The 17,760-nt window shown below is 44.6% G+C and carries 15 protein-coding genes; 8 read left to right on the forward strand and 7 right to left on the reverse strand.

The window, feature by feature from the left end:
* Window positions 1-4 precede the first annotated feature (4 nt).
* From atpD to WAX86_RS00270, 7 genes are all read left to right on the forward strand, one after another.
* Window positions 5-1,411 carry a F0F1 ATP synthase subunit beta gene (gene atpD / locus WAX86_RS00240; protein WP_005302228.1) on the forward strand — a complete coding sequence of 469 codons (1,407 nt, stop codon included), beginning with the start codon at window positions 5-7 and terminating at the stop codon, window positions 1,409-1,411.
* 17 nt (window positions 1,412-1,428) lie between these two features.
* A complete protein-coding gene (locus WAX86_RS00245) occupies window positions 1,429-1,851 on the forward strand; it encodes a F0F1 ATP synthase subunit epsilon (protein WP_044180370.1) in 423 nt (140 codons plus the stop codon).
* Between the two features lie 190 nt (window positions 1,852-2,041).
* On the forward strand, window positions 2,042-3,400 hold the full coding sequence (gene glmU / locus WAX86_RS00250; protein ID WP_036764612.1) for a bifunctional UDP-N-acetylglucosamine diphosphorylase/glucosamine-1-phosphate N-acetyltransferase GlmU: 1,359 nt from the start codon (window positions 2,042-2,044) through the stop codon (window positions 3,398-3,400).
* Window positions 3,401-3,606: 206 nt separating this feature from the next.
* Window positions 3,607-4,374 (forward strand): DeoR/GlpR family DNA-binding transcription regulator, encoded by a 768-nt coding sequence (locus WAX86_RS00255; protein ID WP_005302220.1) that lies wholly within the window; start codon window positions 3,607-3,609, stop codon window positions 4,372-4,374.
* Between the two features lie 17 nt (window positions 4,375-4,391).
* Window positions 4,392-6,224: a glutamine--fructose-6-phosphate transaminase (isomerizing) gene (gene glmS, locus WAX86_RS00260; protein ID WP_341488973.1), complete on the forward strand. Its 1,833-nt coding sequence runs from the start codon at window positions 4,392-4,394 to the stop codon at window positions 6,222-6,224.
* Window positions 6,225-6,466: 242 nt separating this feature from the next.
* Window positions 6,467-6,841 (forward strand): helix-turn-helix transcriptional regulator, encoded by a 375-nt coding sequence (locus WAX86_RS00265; RefSeq protein WP_036764611.1) that lies wholly within the window; start codon window positions 6,467-6,469, stop codon window positions 6,839-6,841.
* A gap of 249 nt (window positions 6,842-7,090) precedes the next feature.
* Window positions 7,091-7,456: a helix-turn-helix transcriptional regulator gene (locus tag WAX86_RS00270; protein ID WP_036764610.1), complete on the forward strand. Its 366-nt coding sequence runs from the start codon at window positions 7,091-7,093 to the stop codon at window positions 7,454-7,456.
* Between the two features lie 75 nt (window positions 7,457-7,531).
* Here WAX86_RS00270 and ilvA read toward each other — a convergent pair whose 3' ends face one another.
* The 5 genes from ilvA to ilvG all read right to left on the reverse strand — a co-directional run bounded on the left by ilvA (window position 7,532) and on the right by ilvG (window position 13,918).
* Window positions 7,532-9,091: a threonine ammonia-lyase, biosynthetic gene (gene ilvA, locus WAX86_RS00275; protein WP_341488974.1), complete on the reverse strand. Its 1,560-nt coding sequence runs from the start codon at window positions 9,089-9,091 to the stop codon at window positions 7,532-7,534.
* 1 nt (window position 9,092) lies between these two features.
* The gene (gene ilvD / locus WAX86_RS00280) at window positions 9,093-10,934 is read right to left on the reverse strand and encodes a dihydroxy-acid dehydratase (RefSeq protein WP_068968449.1); all 1,842 of its coding nucleotides are present in this window, start codon (window positions 10,932-10,934) and stop codon (window positions 9,093-9,095) included.
* Window positions 10,935-11,042: 108 nt separating this feature from the next.
* Window positions 11,043-11,972 (reverse strand): branched-chain amino acid transaminase, encoded by a 930-nt coding sequence (locus tag WAX86_RS00285; RefSeq protein WP_065171002.1) that lies wholly within the window; start codon window positions 11,970-11,972, stop codon window positions 11,043-11,045.
* 39 nt (window positions 11,973-12,011) lie between these two features.
* Window positions 12,012-12,269 (reverse strand): acetolactate synthase 2 small subunit, encoded by a 258-nt coding sequence (gene ilvM, locus WAX86_RS00290; protein ID WP_036764608.1) that lies wholly within the window; start codon window positions 12,267-12,269, stop codon window positions 12,012-12,014.
* A 2-nt stretch (window positions 12,270-12,271) separates the two neighbouring features.
* Window positions 12,272-13,918 carry an acetolactate synthase 2 catalytic subunit gene (gene ilvG / locus WAX86_RS00295; protein WP_341488975.1) on the reverse strand — a complete coding sequence of 549 codons (1,647 nt, stop codon included), beginning with the start codon at window positions 13,916-13,918 and terminating at the stop codon, window positions 12,272-12,274.
* Between the two features lie 539 nt (window positions 13,919-14,457).
* Between ilvG and WAX86_RS00300 the strand changes: the two genes are divergently transcribed.
* The gene (locus WAX86_RS00300; RefSeq protein ID WP_106223518.1) at window positions 14,458-15,990 is read left to right on the forward strand and encodes a YifB family Mg chelatase-like AAA ATPase; all 1,533 of its coding nucleotides are present in this window, start codon (window positions 14,458-14,460) and stop codon (window positions 15,988-15,990) included.
* Window positions 15,991-16,049: 59 nt separating this feature from the next.
* Here the strand turns inward: WAX86_RS00300 and WAX86_RS00305 are convergent, their stop codons facing one another.
* Both WAX86_RS00305 and WAX86_RS00310 read right to left on the reverse strand, forming a co-directional pair.
* Window positions 16,050-16,649 (reverse strand): thiol:disulfide interchange protein DsbA/DsbL, encoded by a 600-nt coding sequence (locus WAX86_RS00305; protein ID WP_370469096.1) that lies wholly within the window; start codon window positions 16,647-16,649, stop codon window positions 16,050-16,052.
* An 89-nt stretch (window positions 16,650-16,738) separates the two neighbouring features.
* Complete coding sequence (locus WAX86_RS00310) at window positions 16,739-17,728, reverse strand: serine/threonine protein kinase (protein WP_341488976.1); 990 nt, start codon at window positions 17,726-17,728, stop codon at window positions 16,739-16,741.
* Between the last annotated feature and the right edge of the window lie 32 nt (window positions 17,729-17,760).

Consider the following 17,760-nt stretch of genomic DNA (forward strand, 5'->3'; position numbering starts at 1 on the left):
AACGATGGCTACAGGTAAGATCGTACAGATCATCGGTGCGGTAGTCGACGTAGAGTTTCCACAGGACTCTGTACCACAGGTATACGATGCCCTTCACGTTGATGCTAAAGAGCAAGGTACACTAGTACTTGAAGTTCAACAGCAGCTTGGTGGCGGCGTAGTTCGTGGTATCGCAATGGGTACTTCTGATGGTTTACGTCGTGGTTTGTCTGTTGAAAACACAGGCCGCCCAATTGAAGTGCCAGTAGGTACTGCAACCCTAGGTCGTATTATGAACGTTCTAGGTGATGCAATTGATGAGCGCGGTGATATCGGTGAAGAAGAGCGTTATGCAATTCACCGTGCAGCACCTAGCTATGAAGAGCAATCTAACACCACTGAAATGCTAGAAACTGGCGTTAAAGTTATCGACCTTATCTGTCCTTTCGCAAAAGGCGGTAAGATCGGTCTATTCGGTGGTGCGGGTGTTGGTAAGACCGTTAACATGATGGAACTTATCAACAACATCGCAATCCAGCACTCAGGTCTATCTGTATTTGCTGGTGTTGGTGAGCGTACTCGTGAAGGTAACGATTTCTACTTTGAAATGCAGGAAGCGGGCGTTGTTAACGTTGAAAATCCAGCTGAATCTAAAGTAGCAATGGTTTACGGCCAGATGAACGAGCCACCGGGCAACCGTCTACGTGTAGCACTAACTGGTCTAACGATGGCTGAGAAGTTCCGTGACGAAGGTCGTGACGTTCTACTGTTCATCGATAACATCTACCGTTATACCCTAGCAGGTACTGAGGTATCAGCACTTCTAGGTCGTATGCCTTCTGCGGTAGGTTACCAGCCAACTCTTGCAGAAGAGATGGGTGTACTTCAGGAGCGTATCACGTCAACGAAGAGTGGTTCTATCACATCAGTTCAGGCGGTATACGTACCAGCCGATGACTTGACTGACCCATCTCCAGCAACGACGTTTGCTCACTTAGATGCAACAGTTGTACTTTCTCGTCAAATTGCATCGCTAGGTCTATACCCTGCGATCGACCCACTAGATTCTACTTCTCGTATGCTAGACCCTCTAGTTGTAGGTCAAGAGCACTATGATATTGCTCGTGGCGTTCAGAGTATCCTACAGCGCTACAAAGAGCTGAAAGATATCATCGCAATCCTAGGTATGGATGAGCTATCTGAAGACGATAAACTGTCTGTATCTCGTGCGCGTAAGATTGAACGTTTCCTAACTCAGCCTTATCACGTAGCAGAAGTATTTACTGGTCAACCTGGTATCTACGTTCCTCTTAAAGATACGCTACGTAGCTTTAAGGGTCTTCTAGCTGGTGAATACGACGATATCCCAGAGCAGGCATTTATGTACTGTGGTGCGATTGAAGAAGTATTAGAAAAAGCGAAGACGCTATAAGCTAATTAGGAGGCGATATGGCAGCGATAACCTTTCATCTGGATGTAGTAAGCGCGGAGAAACGTCTGTTTTCTGGTCGTGTTGAAAATATTCAGGTGACCGGTAGCGAAGGTGAGCTTGGTATTCATGCCGGTCACACCCCGCTGCTGACCGCTCTTATCCCTGGTATGATCCGCATTATGAAACAACATGGCGAAGAAGAGGTAATTTACCTATCTGGCGGCATGTTAGAAGTACAACCAAGTACAGTAACTGTATTGGCTGATACGGCAATTCGTGGTGTTGATCTGGATGCGGCTAAAGCGGAAGAAGCGAAACGCCAAGCGATGGAGCATATCCATAATCCGCATGGTGATATCGACTATGCTCAAGCGGCGAGCGATTTAGCAAAAGCAATTGCTCAGCTTCGTGTCATTGAGTTGACTAAGCGCGCTCGCTAATTCAGCATCAAAGCAAAAAAGCGACCCTAGGGTCGCTTTTTTATTATCTGTGTACTATTCATAAACAAAATGTTTGTACTTTGTATGTTAAAAGACGGAAAAATTTCGGTTCGAAAGCTTAATTCCGATCTCCTTTCCCGTTACAATGCAGACTTAAATAAAATCTATGCATCAAGAGGGATACCCCATCATGAGCTTTAGCGCTGTGATTCTCGCTGCGGGAAAAGGCACCCGTATGTATTCCAATTTGCCAAAAGTACTGCATACTTTGGCTGGAAAACCTATGGTTAAGCATGTAATCGATACATGTAATGATACCGGAGCCGATAATATTCATTTGGTTTATGGCCACGGTGGCGATCAAATGAAACAAGTACTGAGCCAAGAGCAAGTAGAGTGGGTTCTACAAGCTGAACAACTTGGTACTGGTCATGCTGTTAACCAAGCGACACCTAATCTAGCTGACGATGAACAAGTTCTGATTTTGTACGGAGACGTTCCACTTATCAGTCAAACCACGCTAGAAAACCTTCTTGATGCTCAACCAGCTGGTGGTATCGCGCTACTGACCGTTGTTCTAGATGATCCAACTGGCTACGGTCGTATTGTGCGTCGTAATGGCCCTGTTGTTGCAATCGTTGAACAAAAAGATGCAACAGAAGAGCAAAAGCTAATTAAAGAAATCAACACGGGTGTGATGGTTGTTAGCGGTGGCGATCTGAAGCGTTGGTTATCAGCATTGAAAAACGATAACGCGCAAGGTGAGTACTACTTAACCGATATTATTGCAGCTGCACACGAAGAAGGTCGTGCTGTTGAAGCTGTACACCCTGAAAAAGCAATTGAAGTTGAAGGCGTAAACAACCGTATTCAATTGGCTCGTTTAGAGCGTGCTTTCCAGGCTATGCAAGCAGAGCGCCTATTAGAACAAGGCGTGATGTTGCGAGATCCTGCTCGTTTCGATCTGCGTGGTGACCTACAGTGCGGTACTGATGTTGAAATTGATGTTAATGTGATTATCGAAGGCTCTGTTTCTTTGGGTAATAACGTTGTTATTGGTGCTGGCTGTGTATTAAAAGACTGTGAGATTGACGATAACACCGAGATCCGTCCATACAGTGTTATTGAAGGCGCAACAGTAGGTGAAGATTGTTCTGTTGGCCCATTTACCCGTCTGCGCCCTGGTGCTGAACTGATGCGTGATGCCCACGTAGGTAACTTTGTTGAAATGAAACAAGCGCGTCTTGGTGAAGGTTCAAAAGCGGGTCACTTAACCTATTTAGGCGATGCAGAGATTGGTGCAAATGTTAACATCGGTGCAGGTACTATCACTTGTAACTACGATGGCGCTAATAAATTTAAGACTGAGATCGCAGATGATGTTTTTGTCGGCTCTGATACTCAGCTGATTGCTCCTGTGAAAGTTGGTAAAGGCGCAACGATTGGTGCTGGCTCTACCATTAATAAAGACGTTAATGATGGTGAGTTGGTGATCACCCGCGCTCCAATGCGAAATATTCAAGGCTGGAAGCGTCCAGTTAAGAAGTAATAAGTTTTTAACTGAAACTTTTATAAAAGGCAGGTATATCACCTGCCTTTTTTATTGATTACACTTAGACTAACAAGATAACGGCTTCTATCTTATGAGAATCTTATCTTTTTTTCGCAGATCTCTGGCTCTTAACATTGATCTATAAGTTTTACTCCTGCTAAAATAAGTTTCGAATCGAAACTTAAAGTTATCGAATCAGAATTATGTCAAAACGAAACACTCAGCAACGTCGTCACGCTATTGTGACTTTAGTGAATGAACAAGGCGAAGTCAGTGTCGACAAACTAGCCGAACAGTTTGCGACTTCTGAAGTCACTATTCGTAAAGATCTTGCGGCATTAGAAAATAATGGCTTATTGCTTCGTCGTTATGGTGGGGCCATTGCAATGCCCTCTGAGATTATGACTGATGATTCAGAAGATAAAGTTTCGGTTCAAAAGGTAGCTATCGCTCAAGAAGCAGAAAAACGCATTCGTGATCATAATCGTATTATCGTTGACAGTGGCAGTACAACCGCAGCCTTAATCAGTTTGCTGGGTCGAAAGCAAGGGTTGATCGTGATGACAAACTCATTACAGGTTGCCAATGCATTAAATGAGTTAGAAAACGAGCCTACGTTACTGATGACTGGTGGAACATGGGATCCGCATTCAGAGTCCTTTCAAGGCCAAGTGGCTGAGTCGGTACTGCGTTCTTACGATTTTGATCAGCTATTTATTGGTGCCGACGGTATTGATATTGCACGAGGAACGACAACCTTTAACGAGTTAATTGGGCTAAGCCGAGTTATGGCTGAAGTCTCTCGCGAGGTTGTGGTTATGGTGGAATCGAGCAAGATTGGACGAAAGATTCCGAATCTAGAGATTCCATGGAGCAACATCAATACGGTTATTACCGATAGTGGATTGAGTGATACGGCAAAACAACAAATTGAACAACATGGGGTGCAAGTGATTCGCGCCCCTGAATAGTAGTAACAGGAGTCGATATGTGTGGGATTGTTGGTGCAGTAGCACAGCGTGATGTGGCAGAAATCTTGGTAGAAGGTCTGCGTCGTTTAGAATACCGAGGTTATGATTCTGCTGGTATCGCTGTGATCGACAGTGAGCACCAGCTACATCGCGTTCGTCGACTAGGTAAAGTCCAAATGTTGGCAGATGCCTTAGAGCAACAGCCTCTTGCAGGCGGTACGGGTATTGCTCATACTCGTTGGGCAACCCATGGTGAGCCGTCAGAAGCAAATGCTCATCCCCACACTTCGGGCGATATCGCTCTTGTTCACAACGGCATTATAGAAAACCACGAAGCGTTGCGTAGTCTACTTCAGCAGCGTGGCTATGAATTTCAATCTCAAACGGATACTGAAGTTATTGCGCACCTTGTTCATTGGGAGCTTGCACAAAGTGACTCTATATTGGAAGCGGTACAGAAAACAGTAGCTCAACTTGAAGGCGCATACGGTACTGTGGTTATGGATCGCCGTGATAATGAGCGTGTGGTTGTCGCTCGTTCTGGTAGTCCATTGGTCATTGGTCTAGGTGTTGGTGAAAACTTTATTGCCTCTGATCAACTCGCCCTACTTAACGTTACTCGTCGGTTCATTTTCTTAGAAGAAGGTGATGTAGCCGAAATTACTCGTCGAGATATCGCTATTTTTGATGAGGCTGGCCAAGCGGTACAACGTGAAATCCATGAGTCCACTGTCGAGCATGATGCTGCAGATAAAGGTCAGTATCGCCATTACATGCAAAAAGAGATCTATGAACAGCCAAGTGCATTAATTAATACGATGGAAGGTCGTATTCGTAACAATAGCGTTGTGGTTGAAAGTATTGGCACTGGTGCTAAAGAGATTTTAAATAAAGTTGAGCATATCCAAATTGTGGCTTGTGGTACTTCTTACAATGCAGGCATGGTTGCTCGTTATTGGTTTGAAGCGATGACAGGCGTAAGCTGCGATGTTGAGATTGCTTCTGAGTTTCGTTACCGCAAATTTGTTACCCGCCCAAATAGTTTATTAATCACCTTATCTCAGTCAGGTGAAACTGCCGATACCCTAGCCGCCCTTCGTTTAGCCAAAGAGAAAGGCTATATGGCAGCAATGACTATTTGTAATGTGGCGGGTTCCTCGTTAGTTCGTGAATCCGATTTAGCCTTTATGACTCGAGCTGGGGCGGAAATTGGTGTTGCATCAACAAAAGCGTTCACCACACAGCTTATTGCCCTACTGATGCTGGTAACGGCATTGGGTAAAGAAAAAGGTGCGATTGATTCAGAGCTAGAAGCTAAAATTGTTCATGCGATGCAGCAACTACCAAGCTATATTGAAAAAGCACTCGCATTTGATAAGCCAATTGAAGCCTTAGCAGAAGATTTTGCCGATAAGCATCACGCACTATTTTTAGGCCGTGGTGAATTCTACCCAATTGCAGTAGAAGCCTCTTTAAAGCTGAAAGAGATCTCTTACATTCATGCAGAAGCGTATGCTGCAGGTGAACTAAAGCATGGCCCATTAGCGTTAATTGATGCTGATATGCCAGTCATTGTGGTTGCACCTACCAACGATTTACTTGAGAAACTTAAATCTAATATCGAGGAAGTTCGCGCACGCGGTGGTCTATTGTATGTTTTTGCTGACAACGAAGCAGGCTTTGAAGCGAGTGAAGGAATGAAGATCATCACCATGCCAAAAGTTGATGAGATTATCGCTCCTATTTTCTACACGATCCCAATGCAATTACTGTCGTATCATGTTGCTCTTATTAAGGGGACAGACGTTGATCAGCCTCGTAATTTAGCGAAAGCCGTTACGGTAGAGTAATTCCCAATTCGCTTATATTGAGATATTTATCATTATGGCAGATACTGTTTTTTTCAGTATCTGCCTTTTTTATGTCTAGATTTTTTTGCTCGCATTTTGCGGTGCAATTTTTAAATTACGACAGAATTCACAGTTATTTACGTCATATTTTTAGCTAACTAATTGAATGCGCTATTCTCATTGATTGGAACAATGTATGCATTGGTTGTCATGAAGAGATTATCTTAGGGAGTAGATGCTTCATGACTGATAACAAAGTAACGATAGCTTCAAGAATTAAGGAAGCTCGAGAGTGGAAAGGATTGACTCAAGTGTACATGGCGCAACGACTTGAAGTCGCAAGGCAAACCTACCTCGATTTAGAAACCGGAAAGACTGAGCCAAAGGTGCGTTTATTAGCAGAAATATCACACATTACTGAACGTCCATTGACATGGTTTGTGTATGGTGATGAAGGCACAGAAATGCTGGAAAGTGAATACCGTGAAGAACTGGATCGTTTATTACAGTATTTTAGTCGTTTGCCTCACTCTGCCCGTCATTTGATATTACAACAAAGTCTTCAATTAGCAGGGTTTATGGCAGAGTATACTCGAGCCTTAACTCATAAAAAATAAGAAAAAAAGTATGAGTCTTGATGCTGTGTAATTGATAGTTTTGCTTGTATATCTATGTAGGCATATTTTTTTTGTGTTTGCCTATGTTGGGTTACATGGAAAGCGGCATATCACATTTTAAGTTCGAATTCCGTGATCTTATTCTTATTAGCGTCATAATTTGTTTTTACGGCAACATCTTTGTCATAGTGACTCTCAACTATTACACCTTGTTTGCTGCCAATAACGATAAATGTTGATGGTAATTAGATGGATAATTCAAAATCACGTATAGCAGCTAAAATTCGCGAAGCCCGAGAGTGGAAAGAGATCACTCAAGTGGGTATGGCGAAAACCTTAGGTATTGCCCGTCAAACTTATTTAGATTTAGAGTCAGGAAAGACTGAACCACGTATTTCTACCTTAGTTGAAATTGCACAGCTAACAGGTCGACCTTTAACTTGGTTTGTGTTTGATGATGAAGAAAAGGTAATGGGTGATGAGCATAGCGAAATCCAAGAGTTATTAAATCTCTTTGGCCAAGTACCAAGTCAAGTTCGCTCTCAACTCATCAAGCATAACAAAGAGTTTATCTCTTGCTGGTTAGACTATATTACGGCTTTAAAGCGCCGTTAATGATGAATACATAAAAACAGCGACCATTGCGTCGCTGTTTTTTTATCGGTTGGATAATGACTCTGGGTTGTGAGATTAACGCTGAGCTAAGAAGAAACGGTAAGCAGGGTTGTCTGTTTCATCTTTCCAGTGATAACCTAATTCGCGTAAGTAACTGGTAAAAGAGAGTAAGTCTTTATCATCAAGCTCAAAACCACACAGCACTCGACCATAATCAGCACCGTGGTTGCGGTAGTTAAATAAGCTGATATTCCAGTGGGTGCCCAAGGTGTTAAGAAACTTAATCAGTGCGCCTGGATATTCTGGAAACTCAAAACTGTACAGACGCTCTTTTAATGCATTAGCGGGTTTGCCTCCAATCATATAACGAATATGAACTTTGGCCATTTCATCATCTGAGAGATCCACCACAGGATAACCGCCTTTACGCAGCTCTGTAATGATTGCATCCAACTCTTCCTGCCCTTGGAGCAAGCGAACCCCAACAAAAATATTTGCCAGTTGGTTATGGTTATAACGGTAGTTAAATTCAGTAACTGCCCGACCGCCTAATAGACGACAGAAATCAAGAAATGCTCCTGGTCGCTCAGGAATGGTTACCGCCAATAGCCCTTCTCGCTTTTCTCCTAATTCACAACGTTCGGATACATAGCGTAAACCATGGAAGTTAAGGTTTGCCCCTGACAGTACCGCGGCCAGTTGTTGTTGGGTTAATTGATATTGCTCAGCATATTTTTTTAAACCCGCTAACGATAACGCTCCCGAAGGCTCAGCAATAGCTCGGGTATCTTCAAAGATATCTTTAACCGCAGCACAGATTTCATCGCTACTGACGGTAATAACGCCATCAAGAAACTGCTGGCACAGTCTAAATGTTTCATCGCCAATGCGTTTAACAGCCACGCCATCAGCAAACATTCCGACTTGATCTAAAGTGACGGGCTCACCAGCATCTAGCGCCGCATTAAGACAGGCGGAATCTTCAGCTTCGACACCAATCACTTTGATTTCAGGCATCAGTTGCTTAACTAATACGGCAACGCCTGCTGCTAATCCGCCACCACCGACAGGCACAAAGATATAATCTAGGTGACCATTTTGCTGAATTAACTCTAATCCTATGGTGCCTTGTCCTGCAATGATTTGAGGGTGATCAAATGGAGGAATAAAGGTGTAACCGTGCTGTTGCGATAATTGTTGAGCGTGAGCTTTGGCTTCATCGAAATTGCTGCCATGCAATATGACATCCCCGCCAAAACCTCGTACCGCACTGACCTTGATATCGGGTGTGGTTAATGGCATTACGATGATGGCAGGAACACCCAGCTTTTGGGCCGATAGAGCCAAGCCTTGTGCATGGTTACCTGCCGATGCTGCGATCACTCCAGCTTGTTTTTGTTCATGGCTAAGTTGTGCCATCATATTGTAAGCGCCACGCAGTTTAAATGAGTGCACGGGTTGGCGGTCTTCGCGCTTAAGTCCAATATGATTACCCAGTCTGGTACTGAGTCGATCCATGGTTTGCAATGGGGTGACTTGAGCAACTTCATAAACGGGCGCTTTTAGGATCTGACGTAAATAGTCTGATCCTTGTAGTGGTGATGGGTTGGTCTCAATAACATCTGCTTGGCTCATGCTACTCTCCCAATTTTGATTTATCTCGCACTGCGCCTTTATCGGCACTGGTCGCTAGATTGGCGTAAGCTTTAAGAGCAAATGAGACTTGGCGTTGACGATCGATAGGTTTCCAACCGCGCTGTTCGGCTTGCTCGCGACGTTGAGCTAATTGCAAGGGATCAACATTTAACTCAATGGTGCGGTTGGGGATATCTATATTGATGTTATCGCCATTTTCAATGAGACCGATAGTGCCGCCATTTGCTGCTTCTGGGGAAACATGACCAATAGATAAACCGCTAGTACCACCGGAGAAACGCCCATCGGTGATCAGCGCACAAGATTTACCAAGGCCCATAGATTTTAAATAAGTGGTTGGGTAAAGCATCTCTTGCATACCCGGACCGCCTTTTGGGCCTTCATAGCGAATAACAACCACATCCCCTGCTTTGACTTCGCCTCCTAAAATGCCTTCCACCGCACTTTCTTGGCTTTCAAAGACGATGGCAGGTCCACTGAATGTTAAGCAAGACTCATCTACCCCCGCAGTTTTAACAATGCAGCCATCTAGAGCCATATTGCCAAACAGTACAGCTAGGCCGCCATCTTGACTGTAAGCATCTTGTTGGCGACGAATACAACCAAATTGACGGTCATCATCGACCTTATCCCAACGACAAGATTGTGAGAAAGCCTCTGTAGTGCGGATCCCTGCAGGACCTGCACGATAAAAGTCAATGATTGCCGGATCTTGAGTCTGTGTGATATCAAATTGGCGTAAGCTATCTGCTACGGTTTGGCCAAGCACATTAACGCATTGATTATTGAGCAACCCTGCTCTATCTAATTCCCCTAAAATGCCATAGACGCCACCTGCACGATGGACATCTTCCATATGGTATTGCTGGGTTGAGGGGGCGACTTTACAGAGATGAGGCACCTGACGGCTCATGCGGTCAATATCATTCATTGTAAAATCGACTTCACCTTCTTGCGCAGCTGCTAACAAATGTAACACTGTGTTGGTTGAGCCGCCCATGGCGATATCTAAGGCCATGGCATTTTCAAATGCGGCTTTATTGGCAATATTACGAGGAAGTGCTTGGGGATCATCTTGTTCGTAGTAGCGTTTTGTTAGTTCAACAATACGACGACCAGCGTTAAGAAAGAGTTGTTTGCGATCGCTGTGTGTTGCAAGGAGAGAGCCATTGCCTGGTTGGCTTAGTCCGAGAGCTTCTGTTAAGCAGTTCATGGAGTTAGCGGTAAACATACCAGAACATGATCCGCAGGTTGGGCAGGCGGATCGTTCGATCTGCTCACTTTGGGCATCAGATACATTAGGATCTGCACCTTGGATCATCGCATCAACCAGATCCAACTTGATAATTTGATCGGACAGTTGGGTTTTTCCAGCTTCCATCGGTCCACCAGAGACAAAAATAACGGGAATATTAAGGCGCAGCGAAGCCATAAGCATTCCCGGGGTGATTTTGTCACAGTTAGAGATACAAACCATGGCATCGGCACAGTGAGCATTAACCATATATTCAACAGAATCGGCAATTAGCTCTCTTGATGGCAAAGAATACAGCATACCACCATGACCCATTGCTATACCGTCATCAACTGCTATGGTATTGAACTCTTTTGCAATGCCTCCAGCTTGCTCAATCTCTTTTGCAACCAATTGGCCCAAATCTTTAAGGTGTACATGACCGGGTACAAACTGGGTAAATGAGTTCACAACGGCAATAATCGGCTTACCAAAATCTTCATCCTTCACCCCGGTTGCACGCCAAAGTGCACGGGCTCCAGCCATATTTCGGCCATGGGTTGTGGTGGCTGAGCGATATGTCGGCATAGGTTTCCATCCTTGTTACAACTGTCCTAAAGCTGAGGGGGATTGCCCTCAGCACATTAATTTCTAGCTTATGGGTGATAGCTCATAAGTTATAGCGTATTGGGTCTCTTACTGCTCGTTGACATAATCAAGCCAGCCCCACTTATCTTCTGTGGTGCCATTAAATAAGCCAAAAAACGCCTCTTGCATGACTTTAGTGACTGGTCCTCGTTTGCCAACGCCGACGGTGATTTGATCAACGCTGCGCACAGGCACAATTTCTGCCGCGGTTCCTGTCATAAAGACTTCATCAGCTAAATACAGCGCTTCACGAGCAATGTTTTCTTCCCTAACCTCATAGCCTAACTCTTTGGCTAAGGTCATGATGGTGTCGCGGGTAATACCGGGCAGAATTGAACCTGTTGCTGGTGGGGTTGAGATGATGCCATTGCGCACCACAAAGAGGTTTTCTCCCGCACCTTCAGAAATATAGCCTTCTACATTGAGCGCAATACCTTCAGCATAACCGTGACGACGAGCCTCACCACCCACCAATAATGATGAAAGATAGTTTCCTCCAGCCTTAGCTGCGGTTGGAATAGTGTTAGGTGCTGCACGGTGCCAACTGGAAATCATTGCATCGACGCCATTTTCTAGCGCTTCATCTCCAAGGTAAGCACCCCAAGGGAAGGCGGCAATGATCAGTTCCATCTCCGTATTTGGTGGAGGACAAACGCCAAGACCGACATTACCCACATAGGCGAGAGGACGTATGTAGGCCGATTCTAGCTTATTAGTGCGTAGGGTTGCTCGACAGTGTTCCATCAGCTCATCAACACTGTAGTTAATGGGAAAACGGTAGATTTTTGCTGAATTTTTCAGACGCTCCATGTGCTCTCTATGACGAAATACCGCCGGACCTTGCGGCGTGTTATAACAGCGGATCCCTTCAAAAACCGACGTACCGTAATGCATTGCATGGGTGAGGACGTGAACATTCGCATCTGCCCAAGCCACCATTTCACCATTAAACCAAATATAATCTGCGGTATTGGCCATCTGTATTTTCCTTCCTTAAAAATATAAGCATCCTGCAGTTTAGAGAGCAGGTTCATTTGTGGTGATTAGCGCACTTTCAACGTGGCGAATGTCCCATAATTTTTCAACTTGATGAATTAGCGTCGTAATCGGTCGAATACTGTCGACAATGATTTCAATGCTGGCGACCTTACTGGTTTGATTTTGAGTCGCCGTGACTTTTTTGATAATAAAACCGCGGTGACGAATTACTCTTAAAACACGCTCTAGTAATACGGGTTTATCGTCGGCAGTAATGGTTAATACATATCTATCCATGGTTAAGTATTCTCCAGCATATCTTGGTTAGCAGCGCCTGGTGGAACCAAGGGCCAAACATTGTCTTGTTCTGAGATGACTACTTCCAGCAAATAAGGTCCCTTGCTTTGTAGTAGAGTCTCTAATGCGCCCTCTATGTCTTCTTTACGGCTAATGGTTTGTCCATCAATGGCAAAGGCTTTCGCTAATGCGACGAAGTCAGGGTTATCATCTAAAATCGTTTCACTATAGCGGCCATCAAAGAACAGAGATTGCCACTGTCTAACCATGCCCAGACGTTGGTTATTTAATAGAATTATTTTTACTGGCAATTGCTTGCGTTTAATGGTGCCAAGCTCTTGTACGTTCATCATAAAAGAGCCATCACCTGTAATGAGAACCACATCATCATGCGGTCTTGCAACTTGGGCTCCAATGGCAGCAGGAAGTCCAAATCCCATGGTGCCAAGGCCTGCTGATGATAAAAAGTTTTCTGGTGATCTTGGTTGAATGTGTTGTGCTGCCCACATTTGGTGTTGGCCCACATCGGTTGCAATAACAGTATTCTCGGCCATCTTATCGGATAAGTTCTTAAGCAGAGCTGGGGCATAAATACGCTCACCAGGATGGTCATATCGCCATTTAAATTTAGTCCGTAATTGCTGGCAGTGCTCAAGCCATTCGGTAATATCTGAGCCCAGCTCTAATTGAGGGAGAACCGCTTGGATTTCACCTCGTAATGCAACATTAGCTTGGCGCAGTTTATTAATTTCTGCTGCATCAATATCAAGATGAATAACTTTGGCGTGAGGGGCAAATGTATCGAGCTTTCCTGTGACGCGATCATCGAAACGAGCCCCTACCACCAACAATAGGTCGCATTCTTGCACCACTAAGTTTGCAGCGCGTGTGCCGTGCATCCCAAGCATGCCTAAATAGTACGGATGATGACGCTCAATGGTGCCGAGTCCTTTTAAAGTACTCACAGCAGGCATTGGGTTATGCTGATGAAACTGACGAACCACTTGAGTGGCATGAGCTATTTGGACACCACCACCCACATAAAGAACGGGTCTTTGTGCCTGAGATAATAACTGCTGTGCTGCCACAATTTGTTCATTGGTCGCAATCGGTGGTGCTGGTGGCTGAAAATGATAGGTAGTGGGATCGGGCACTTCGGCCAGTTGTACATCTTTAGCGATATCAACCAATACTGGGCCCGGACGACCTGATGTTGCCACCACAAAGGCTTCAGCAAGAGTACTGGCAAGCTCATCAATATCAGTAACAAGATAGCTGTGTTTGCAGCAAGCTAAAGACATGCCGATCACATCCATTTCTTGAAAAGCATCAGTACCGATATGGGAGCTGGCAACTTGTCCGGTAATGGCAACCAGAGGTACGGAATCTAGAAAGGCATCTGCAAGACCTGTGACTAAGTTGGTCGCTCCCGGTCCTGAGGTTGCCATGCACACTGTGACATGTTGAGTTGATCTGGCCATGCCAATTGCAGCCATGGCAGCCCCTTGTTCATGGCGACACAGAATGTGCTCAACACCGCCATCATAGAGAGCATCATAGATTGGCATGATCGCCCCACCTGGATAGCCAAAAACGGTGGTGATTCCCTGTTGTTGTAGTGCCTTTACGACTAACTCGGCCCCTGTCATCGCTGCTCCTTATCCGTGAATATGCGACGTCACTCTGTCCATAGTGTTGAAAAAAAAGCCCCCGTAAGAGATCTTGCGGGGGCTTTGCGTTGTTGTGTTTGTTGCTATTTTACGCCTAGCATTCCCCGTCGCGGTGAAATAATCACCTCGATGACGACGTTAATGAGAATGAGTAGGTTTGATGTAAATAGCATTGACTGTCTGTCCAGTTTTTATTGTTTATTTGTTGTACTAACTAAGTGATATCACATCAATAAGCCGCCCGACAAGGAAAAAGTGTGATTTTTTTCATCTTTTTTCTCGTTATTTAAGAAAATTGCTAACAACTTACATAACTAATCTTAACGAGTGCGATTTTATTCTCTAACTTCTCAATAGGTTAGAAACTGAATTTGGAATTGAGTTAACAATGAATAGTTAATCGGCTCGAAGGTTTTCGTTATTTTTGTTAACTAATATGCAACTTTTAACGAAAAAAATGCAGAGCCTTGGCTTCATCCGCTGTAGTAGCGGTTTTGAGTCATAAAAGAGAACTGTGTATGTCATTGGCCATTGTGCATAGTCGGGCTTGCGTTGGGGTACAAGCTCCAGCAGTCACTGTTGAAGTTCATTTAAGTAATGGAATGCCCAGTTTTACTCTGGTGGGTTTACCTGAGACAACGGTAAAAGAGGCCAAAGATCGGGTTCGAAGTGCCATTTTTAATGCCAATTTTGAGTTTCCCTCTCGGCGAATTACCGTCAATTTAGCGCCCGCTGATTTGCCTAAAGAAGGGGGCCGATTTGACTTACCCATCGCGCTTGGAATTTTAGCGGCTTCAGGACAAATACCCGCAGAATCGCTGCATAAATATGAATTTTTAGGGGAGTTGGCCTTATCGGGGCAATTGCGTCCGGTAAAGGGGGCATTGCCTGCTGCTCTTGCTGCATTAAAGGCGAAAAGGTGCTTGATTGTTCCTGATCGTAATGGCGATCAAGTGGCATTAGTAGGCGAAAAACAACATAAGTCAGCGCCTGATTTGATCCAAGTTTGCGCTCACCTATTAGGACAGCAAAGTTTATCTTTACGCTTTCAAACAAAACCCGATGATGATTCGTTAGATCTGACTCAGGGGCGAGATATGCAAGATATTATTGGTCAGCAGCAAGGTAAGCGGGCATTGGAAATTGCAGCTGCTGGTGGCCATAATCTTCTATTTCTTGGGCCGCCAGGAACGGGAAAAACCATGTTAGCCTCTCGGTTATGTGATTTATTACCTCCCATGAGCCATGATGAGGCGTTAGAAACTGCAGCTGTTGCCTCGCTGACTCAGCAGAGCATTCATCAAGGCAATTGGTTACAACGACCGCTACGAGCACCTCATCATTCAAGTTCTATGGCTGCCTTAGTTGGAGGGGGTTCAATTCCAAGGCCTGGAGAGATCTCTTTGGCGCATAACGGCATTCTTTTTTTAGATGAAATGCCCGAATTTGAGCGTAAGGTTTTGGACTCATTACGAGAACCTTTAGAGTCGGGAGAGATTGTGATTTCTCGGGCAACCAGTAAAGCAACCTTTCCAGCAAATTTTCAATTGATTGGAGCGCTAAATCCGAGTCCAACAGGATTTTATGAAGGCGCACAAACTCGAACTAATCCTCAAGTTATTTTGCGCTATCTCAGTAAACTCTCTGGCCCGCTGCTTGATAGGTTTGATATGTCGATTGAGATCCCTGCTCTGCCGAAAGGTACTTTAGCTCAAGGTGGCGAGCGCGGTGAGAGCACTCCTGTGATTAAAGCGCGAGTTAATCAGGCGCGAACCTTAATGGATCTGCGAGCAGGAAAAGTGAATGCTCGACTCTCTACTCGGGAGTTAGATAAACATTGCGCTCTGGCTCGAGAAGATGCGGAGTTTCTTGAAAATGCACTGCATCAGTTGGGGCTATCGATTCGTGCGTACCACCGCATTATTAAGGTGGCACGAACCATTGCCGATTTAAGTAATTGTGAGCAGATAGAGCGAGCGCATTTAGCTGAAGCGTTAGGATATCGAGCAATGGATCGATTATTGAAGCAATTAACGGCTCAAGCGATATGATTTAGTTAGATAGCAAAAGGCCGCGAGAGAGTCGCGGCCTTGAACATTAGAGATGGGTATTACTTCTTCAGTAGGAAGTTCACCAAGTCAAAGTACTCTTGTGCTGAGGTGATTTTGCCCGCCTCAACCAGATACTTGTTGTTGACGATAACTGCAGGAACACCTGTTAAGCCGCTATCCTCAAAATCTTTATCAAAACGGCTAACCATAGAATTTACCGCAAAGCTGTTATAAGCACCGTCAAAGTCTGCTGGTTTTACCCCTTCATCAATGAAAATTTGGCGTACTTCAGCTTCATTACGAGGAGGCTTACGCATTTCATGAATACGATTAAATAGCACTGGAGTCAGTTTATCTTGTACATCCAATACTACTGCCGTTGCGTAGGCTTTACTCAATACTTTACCCATTGGACCGCCCATGAAAGAGACGTGCTCTTTTTGGAAGGTTGCGTTTTCAGGTAAAGTTTTTTTCAGCGCCTGCATCATAGGTTCAAAGCTATTACAGTGTGGGCAGTAAAATGAGAAGAACTCTGTCACCATAGGCGTTGTTGACTCTGGGCGATCCAATACCTTGTAGTAGTCGCCTTCAGTAAATTTTGCCGCATGAACAGACAGTGATAGCAGTGCCGCACTGGCTAATGTGAGTAGTTTTTTGATCATTGTAGCTCCCTGATAATCTTGTGTGCTAACTCAATAGCTGGTTTGGTATAGCACAACACTACACCTATGATTTTTTGTTTATCGCATTACCATTGTGGCATTAATTGTAGTGGTGCTTCATGTAATGCGGCAATTTGCTCTTTAAAGGCTAGGATTTGTCCTTCCCAATATTTTGCCTCAGCAAACCATGGGAATGCACGTGGAAACGCAGGATCTTGCCAACGTTTTGCTAACCAGGCCATATAATGTACCATTCTAAGACCGCGTAAAGGCTCGATAAGTTGCAACTGACATTGATCAAAGTCGGCAAATTCGCTGTAGGCTTCTAGCAAAGTATCGAGCTGAGCGATTTGATCTTGGCGTTCGCCATTTAATAGCATCCACAAATCTTGTACCGCCGGGCCATTACGAGCATCATCAAGATCGACAAACATTGGCCCATCTCGCCATAAAATATTGCCCGGGTGACAATCGCCATGTAGACGAATAGCTTGCCAATCAGTATGCCAAAATTGGCGAAGTTGAATGATTAATTGCTCAAGATCGGCAAAAAATACCGACTTTAAATAATCTGGAATAAAGTCACTTTGTTCTAATATGGCTTTTGGTTGCTCAACATATTCTGCAAAACTGAGGGTTGGTCGGGCCGAAAAGGTTTGTTGTTGACCGATCTGATGAATACGACCAAGAAAACGTCCTACCCACTCTAATTGATCAAAATTATCCACTTCAAACTGGCGACCGCCAACACTTGGAAATAACGCAAAACGGTACTGTTGCCACTGATGAAGGGTTGAGCCGTTGATATTGGTGGGCGCAACAACGGGAATTTCATGATCCGCTAACTGTTGGGTAAATTGGTGCTCTTCGAGAATTTGCTCTTGGCTCCAACGTTCTGGGCGGTAAAATTTGGCAACATAACGTGCACCATCTTCAGCTTTAAACTGGTACACCCGGTTTTCATAACTGTTTAGAGCCAATAAGCCAGATTCGGCATATACGCCAATGCTTTCTAATGCAGAGAGCAAATGATCGGGAGTGAGTTGAGCAAAACTAAAACGGTTTTCTGCTGACATTTTTTGATTCCTACCACCTATGTGGCTCAAGT

This window comes from Photobacterium damselae subsp. damselae, assembly GCF_038086725.1.
Classification (GTDB): Bacteria; Pseudomonadota; Gammaproteobacteria; order Enterobacterales; family Vibrionaceae; genus Photobacterium; species Photobacterium damselae.

What these genes read in the sequence shown, in the direction of transcription:
- WAX86_RS00245 (WP_044180370.1), top strand. Translation starts at nt 1,429, where the DNA reads ATGGCAGCGATAACCTTTCATCTGGATGTAGTAAGCGCGGAGAAACGT.
- WAX86_RS00310 (WP_341488976.1), bottom strand. Translation starts at nt 17,728, where the DNA reads ATGTCAGCAGAAAACCGTTTTAGTTTTGCTCAACTCACTCCCGATCAT.
- WAX86_RS00265 (WP_036764611.1), top strand. Translation starts at nt 6,467, where the DNA reads ATGACTGATAACAAAGTAACGATAGCTTCAAGAATTAAGGAAGCTCGA.
- atpD (WP_005302228.1), top strand. Translation starts at nt 5, where the DNA reads ATGGCTACAGGTAAGATCGTACAGATCATCGGTGCGGTAGTCGACGTA.
- WAX86_RS00285 (WP_065171002.1), bottom strand. Translation starts at nt 11,972, where the DNA reads ATGGCCAATACCGCAGATTATATTTGGTTTAATGGTGAAATGGTGGCT.
- WAX86_RS00255 (WP_005302220.1), top strand. Translation starts at nt 3,607, where the DNA reads ATGTCAAAACGAAACACTCAGCAACGTCGTCACGCTATTGTGACTTTA.
- ilvA (WP_341488974.1), bottom strand. Translation starts at nt 9,091, where the DNA reads ATGAGCCAAGCAGATGTTATTGAGACCAACCCATCACCACTACAAGGA.
- glmU (WP_036764612.1), top strand. Translation starts at nt 2,042, where the DNA reads ATGAGCTTTAGCGCTGTGATTCTCGCTGCGGGAAAAGGCACCCGTATG.
- WAX86_RS00270 (WP_036764610.1), top strand. Translation starts at nt 7,091, where the DNA reads ATGGATAATTCAAAATCACGTATAGCAGCTAAAATTCGCGAAGCCCGA.
- glmS (WP_341488973.1), top strand. Translation starts at nt 4,392, where the DNA reads ATGTGTGGGATTGTTGGTGCAGTAGCACAGCGTGATGTGGCAGAAATC.
- ilvM (WP_036764608.1), bottom strand. Translation starts at nt 12,269, where the DNA reads ATGGATAGATATGTATTAACCATTACTGCCGACGATAAACCCGTATTA.
- ilvG (WP_341488975.1), bottom strand. Translation starts at nt 13,918, where the DNA reads ATGACAGGGGCCGAGTTAGTCGTAAAGGCACTACAACAACAGGGAATC.
- ilvD (WP_068968449.1), bottom strand. Translation starts at nt 10,934, where the DNA reads ATGCCGACATATCGCTCAGCCACCACAACCCATGGCCGAAATATGGCT.
- WAX86_RS00300 (WP_106223518.1), top strand. Translation starts at nt 14,458, where the DNA reads ATGTCATTGGCCATTGTGCATAGTCGGGCTTGCGTTGGGGTACAAGCT.